The 5,699-nt window shown below is 37.4% G+C and carries 7 protein-coding genes; 3 read left to right on the top strand and 4 right to left on the bottom strand.

What is annotated here, in order from left to right; translation table 11 throughout:
* Positions 1-446 (bottom strand): polysaccharide deacetylase family protein (locus AC06OU_RS14050; RefSeq protein WP_475856605.1); only part of this gene is annotated, 446 nt, incomplete at its 3' end.
* A 112-nt stretch (positions 447-558) separates the two neighbouring features.
* Between AC06OU_RS14050 and AC06OU_RS14045 the strand changes: the two genes are divergently transcribed.
* Complete coding sequence (locus AC06OU_RS14045) at positions 559-1,185, top strand: NUDIX hydrolase (RefSeq protein ID WP_475856603.1); 627 nt, start codon at positions 559-561, stop codon at positions 1,183-1,185.
* A gap of 491 nt (positions 1,186-1,676) precedes the next feature.
* On the opposite strand, the gene AC06OU_RS14040 is transcribed toward AC06OU_RS14045, so the two are convergent.
* The 3 genes from AC06OU_RS14040 to ypfJ all read right to left on the bottom strand — a co-directional run bounded on the left by AC06OU_RS14040 (position 1,677) and on the right by ypfJ (position 4,271).
* Entirely contained in the window at positions 1,677-2,234 is a 558-nt protein-coding gene (locus AC06OU_RS14040) for a 3D domain-containing protein (RefSeq protein ID WP_475856601.1), read from the bottom strand.
* Between the two features lie 180 nt (positions 2,235-2,414).
* Positions 2,415-3,263, bottom strand: a complete 849-nt coding sequence (gene dapF / locus AC06OU_RS14035; RefSeq protein ID WP_475856599.1) for a diaminopimelate epimerase — start codon at positions 3,261-3,263, stop codon at positions 2,415-2,417.
* Between the two features lie 156 nt (positions 3,264-3,419).
* Positions 3,420-4,271, bottom strand: coding sequence for a KPN_02809 family neutral zinc metallopeptidase (gene ypfJ, locus AC06OU_RS14030; RefSeq protein ID WP_475856596.1), 852 nt, complete (start codon positions 4,269-4,271; stop codon positions 3,420-3,422).
* Positions 4,272-4,382: 111 nt separating this feature from the next.
* Between ypfJ and AC06OU_RS14025 the strand changes: the two genes are divergently transcribed.
* Entirely contained in the window at positions 4,383-5,417 is a 1,035-nt protein-coding gene (locus AC06OU_RS14025) for a S66 family peptidase (protein WP_475856595.1), read from the top strand.
* A gap of 3 nt (positions 5,418-5,420) precedes the next feature.
* On the top strand, positions 5,421-5,699 hold a 279-nt coding region (locus AC06OU_RS14020; RefSeq protein WP_475856594.1), incomplete at its 3' end, for an NAD(P)/FAD-dependent oxidoreductase.

Below are 5,699 nucleotides of genomic sequence, written 5' to 3'. Positions count from 1 at the left end.
TGCTCGATCAGGCTAACACCGCTATTAATTTCTTGTATAAACGCTTCTGCATTTTTGTAAACCTTAGTCTTGTCATGTGTCATGCTATGTGTCCCAATATAATGCCCATTCTTTGCTACAGCTTTTACAATGGATTCATGTGCCTTCATATGCTTTCCTAAAAAAAAGAATGTGCCTTTAACCTCGTATTGCTTAAGGGTTTGAAGGTTAATTGTTGTAAACTCATTTGGCCCATCATCAAAGGTTAGGTAAACGTTAGCTTTCTTTGGTGAGGGGGGAACGGGAGGACGGCTATCTTCTATTTTCTTATTTAGTAATCTATTAATATGCTTTTCAACTACTGTATGATCCACAGCTGAATTGCTTTCAGTGGCGATACTAACCGATGGAAATGGTAGAATAAAAACTAGTAATGTCAGACTGAAGGATAATAGAAGCTTTATCATATTGGAATCACCTATTTTCTTTCTACGAGTTTTATATGACTGCAATATTTAAATATATTCAACTCAAACACCATATAGAATAAAAAATGATTATTTTAAAAGGGGTCTTAAAATGGAATTGCTGAAAACGTTCGACCATAGAGGAAATGTTACGGGAGTGGCTACTCGTGAGGAAATACATAGGCTAGGACTTTGGCATGAAACCTTCCATTGCTGGATTGTCTGTAGAGAAGAAGGAGGAGATTACATTTACCTCCAGCTAAGAAGTGATAAGAAAAAAGATTACCCAAGCTTATTGGATATTACGGCGGCGGGTCATCTGTTATCGATAGAATCAGTAGAAGACGGGATCAGGGAGGTAGAAGAGGAACTAGGGATCGAAGTAGCTTTTAGAGAGCTGGAGTCTTTAGGGGTAATAGGCTACACGATTATCTCAGAGGAGTTAATCGATAAGGAGTTTGCTCATACCTTTGTTTATAAAGCTACTCCCACATGGGATGCATTTAGATTACAAACAGAAGAGGTAGCTGGAATTGTTAGAACCAAGTTTTCTTCTTTTATGGGGCTATGGAAGGGTAACGTAGAATCTATAAAGATAGAAGGAATACTGGTCGACGAGCAAGGAGTAAGGACTAGTATAGAAAAAAATGTAGGTAAGGAGAGCTTTGTGCCTCATCCATTAGATTACTTTGAAAAAGTTCTAGAGAGAATAGAGGAAAAGCTAAGGGTTACTGAATGAATTTAGGGAATCCATAATAAATAAATTTTATTGTTCAAGTAGAAGCAACCGAAAAAAGAATGTTACACTTAAACTCACACGGTATTTTAGTTTAAGAAAAAGTTTTAAAATAATTGGAATGTTTAACTGGCGAGGTGATATAAAATGAAAGGCTACCTATATGGGATATATGCTTTAATAATAGCGATAGTCTCAATATTTACAGGGGAAATAGTGACATTTATTATGCTTGGATTTATTTTAATTAGCCTCCAAAATATTCATTCTACCTTAAAGAAAATACTAGAAGTTAATCAGAAGAAAATTGGATAAAGGGTGCGTTAGTCAAAAATAATATTAAAGTAAAATGAGCCAGGAGAAAATATCCTAGCTCATTTTTTATGTGTATTTAAAATCAACTTTTACCTTTAACATAGACATAAAAAAGACTACAGACACGTTCAAATTTCTTTGAGTGTCTGTAGTCCATACTATTCAATGCTTTTTAAATCCTATTCCAATATTTTAACCGTTACATTTTTGCGTCCCCATTTGTAAGCCTCGTTCTTAGTAGGGAAGAATACATCAATTTTGTTGCCTTTAATTGCTCCTCCCGTATCGCCTGCGATTGCATAACCGTAGCCTTCTACGTGCACTTTTGTCCCAATCGGAATAATACTTGGGTCAACAGCTATTACTTTTACATCTGGATTTTTCTTTAGATTAATACCAGAGCTAGTGATACCAGAGCAGCCATTACAGTTTGCCGTAAATGCACTTGCTGAAACGGTAATTTCTTTTGTTACTTTGTCATTAGATCTAGATGGTGTTTTAGATTTTTCTTTTTTTGCTGGAGCAGCAACAGCTAGTTTTTGATTAGGCTTAATCGTATCTGTAGTTAATTTATTCCATGTTTTTAAGTTGTTAACGGAAACTTTGTACGTTTTAGAAATCGTATATAAAGTTTCTCCTTTTTTTACTGAGTGAGTCGTGGTTGCGGCAAAAGCAACATTTACTCCGCTGACCAATAGTACAATTGTTATGATAAGTGTTCCTAAGATTTTCTTCAAATACACTATCCCCCTGCTATTTAGTCTAAACATATAGTAGCAGTTGAATGTTACAGGTTGATTACAATGAATTTCCATTATCGTTACAATTGACAGTATTTTCTGTTAAATTTCTTGGTTAGATGAAACTTATTAGGTTGTAAGTCTATTTTTTACTAATTTATAAATAGTATGTTATGACTATGAGAGTTCTAGAAGACCTGTAAAGACGGTAGTCGCAGGACCTGTCATGTAGACGGTGTCGTCTGTATAGCGTATGATGAGCTCTCCACCAACGAGCTTTACAATCACATCCGTATCCTTATCGCAGTAACCATTTAATACGGAGGCAACCACTGCAGCACAAGCTCCGGTTCCACAAGCCAATGTTTCGCCGCTTCCTCGTTCCCAAACACGCATCTTAAGTGAATTCCTATTTACAATTTCAATGAATTCCGTATTTACACCGGCTGGAAACATAGGATGATGCTCGAATTTAGGCCCAATAGTGGCAAGATCTAATGAAAGTACGTCATCAGTAAATATTACTCCATGTGGATTACCCATAGACACTGGGGTAATAGCATAGGTCTCATTATTGATAGTAAGAGGGAACACAAACCCTTCAGATTGGTTACCGTGGAGATCCACAGGGATTTCAGCAGGATCCAATATTGCTTGCCCCATATCCACAGTGGCAGAATGCATCACACCATTTTCTATATGCAATTCAATTATTTTAATACCGCTTAGTGTTTCTATTTTTAGAATCTCTTTTGGAACGATGTCATTATCGTATATATATTTAGCTACACAGCGAATGGCATTACCGCACATTTTTCCTTCACTGCCATCTATATTAAACATTCGCATTTTAGCATCAGCCACTTCAGAAGGACAGATTAAAACAATACCGTCTCCACCAATACCGAAATGACGGTCGGATACTTTCTTGCTTAACGATTCAGGGTTTTCTATTACATTCTCAAAGCAATTGATATAAATATAATCGTTTCCACAGCCATGCATTTTCGTAAAAGGTATCATCATTTTTATAACCTTCTTCCATTTGGCAATTTGTTTTATTATAGAATTAGGGAGAAAGGTGGTCAATAAATATTCTAAATAGTGTTAATAATTTTTTCTAATGCTTTTCTTTACAAATAAAAACCCAATGCATCATAGCTATTGGGTTTAGATAGTTATTTATGGATTTTTAATATTAAATGTGTCTCCGCCTTTAATAGTTCCGTTTTCAAAGCCTTTATAAAACCATTGCTTCCGTTGTTCTGACGTACCATGAGTAAAGCTTTCCGGTACCACATAGCCTCGGGCTTTCTTTTGAATAGTGTCATCACCAACAGCACTAGCAGCTGTTAGTGCTTCCTCTAAGTCACCTTCCTCCAATAAGTCCATTCCTTGCGCGTGCTTTGCCCAAACTCCAGAATAATAATCAGCTTGTAGCTCAAAGCGAACAGAATATTGATTGTATTCCTCTTCGCGTAACTGTTGTCTTAGGGAAGCTAACTCGTTGCTTTTTCCTAATAGGGTTTGTACATGATGACCAACCTCATGAGCTATGACGTATGCCATTGCAAAATCCCCTGGAGCCTCGAACTGTGTTTGGAGCTCCTTATAAAAACTCAAGTCTATGTAAAGCTTTTGATCTCCTGGACAGTAAAACGGTCCTACAGAAGCACCAGCTGTACCACATGCAGAATTTACACTATTTGTGTATAAAACAAGTGTTGGCTCCTCATATGTAAGTCCATTTTCTTGAAAAATTTTCGTCCACACCTTTTCTGTGTCTGCTAAAACGACCGAAACAAATTCGACGAGTTCTTGTTCCTCTGCCGTTTCCTCATAAGGGACAGAGCCAGTAGTTGCTTCATTTCCATTTAAACTTCCTAAGAGCTCCTCGGGATTTCCTCCAAGCAGCGTAACTAAAAGTATAATGATTAAACCAAATCCGCCACCAACACCAGCTATTGCTTTACCGCCACTCATACCTCGACGATCTTCTACGTTTGAACTACGTGCACGACCTTTATATTTCATGCTCCTCACCACCTATTTCATGTCTTCTATCTTCTTATACCCATTTAGCAAAAAGAATAGGCATCCAAATGATGGGGTTTGAATTATAATATAGGAAGGGGGGATAGGATCATGTTAACAAAACCGAAAATGCTTCAACGTGGAGATAAAGTCGCAACTATTAGTCTGTCGTGGGGCGGAGCAGGTGAGCCTGAATTAAGGTGGAGATATGAGCAAGGGGTGGAAAGACTAAAAAATGTATTTGGTTTAGAGGTAGTCGCTATGCCAAATAGCTTAAAGGGAGCAGCTTATTTATATGAGAACCCTCAGGCTCGAGCAGAGGATTTGATGAATGCCTTTAAGGATTCCTCTATTAAAGGGATTGTATCCAATATTGGAGGTAGTGAGAGCATACGATTACTCCCTTACATAGACTTTGATGTAATCCGCGAGAATCCTAAAGTTTTTATAGGGTTTTCAGATGCTACTATTACGCATTTATTTTGCCATAAGGCTGGTATTTCTTCCTTTTATGGTCCAGCTATTCTAACTGACTTTGCAGAGAATGTGCAGATGCATGAGTATACCGTGGAGTCGATTAAAAAAACACTTTTCTCTAATGAAGTGATTGGTGAAATTAAACCATCACCAGTCTGGACTAGTCAAAGATTAGAATGGGTTATTGAAAATAAGCACATCAGCCGAGAAATGAACGAGGATAATAAAGGATATGAATTGCTACAGGGAAAAGGCATTGCACAAGGAAGATTAATTGGTGGCTGTATCGAAGTACTGGAATTTGCGAAAGGTACCTCACTTTGGCCAGATAAAGCATATTTTAAGGATTCCATATTGTTTTTCGAAACGTCAGAGGATCTTCCTATTCCAGCTAACATTGAATATTGGCTACGAAATTATGGAACCCAAGGAATACTCGAAGAGATCAAAGGTATTATTTTTGCAAAGCCACAGCACGAAAAGTATTATGAAGAATACAAAGAATCCATTGCTACCATTTTGCATGAGCTTGGATTAAATGAATTGCCAGTTTTATATAATTTAAACTTTGGTCATACAGAGCCTAAGTTTGTCATTCCATATGGGGCAATGGCAGAGATTAATTGTGAGGAAGTTAAGTTTTCGATTATAGATAGTGGAGTTGAATGATAGATGTCTTCTTATGTAGTAGTAGGCGGTGGAATCTTAGGTGCTTCTACCGCTTTTCATCTCGCAAAACTTGGTGTGAAAGTAACTTTGGTGGATCGTCAGGACAAGGGGCAAGCTTCCGCTGCAGCAGCGGGTATAATATGTCCTTGGATTTCCCAAAGGAGAAATAAGAAATGGTATGAGCTTGTAAAAAATGGTGCCAAATACTATAAGCAACTAGTAGCAGAGCTAGAGGAATTAGGAGAAAGTGCTACCGGGTATAAGCAGGTAGGTGCGATTGCT

It is taken from the genome of Psychrobacillus sp. (assembly GCF_056205495.1).
Note: the sequence above shows the minus strand (reverse complement) of the source record. Positions and strands in the feature narration are given on the sequence as shown.

Excerpts from the sequence above, each read along its gene's own strand:
- AC06OU_RS14045 (WP_475856603.1), top strand. The coding sequence starts at position 559 with ATGGAATTGCTGAAAACGTTCGACCATAGAGGAAATGTTACGGGAGTG.
- dapF (WP_475856599.1), bottom strand. The coding sequence starts at position 3,263 with ATGATGATACCTTTTACGAAAATGCATGGCTGTGGAAACGATTATATT.
- ypfJ (WP_475856596.1), bottom strand. The coding sequence starts at position 4,271 with ATGAAATATAAAGGTCGTGCACGTAGTTCAAACGTAGAAGATCGTCGA.
- AC06OU_RS14025 (WP_475856595.1), top strand. The coding sequence starts at position 4,383 with ATGTTAACAAAACCGAAAATGCTTCAACGTGGAGATAAAGTCGCAACT.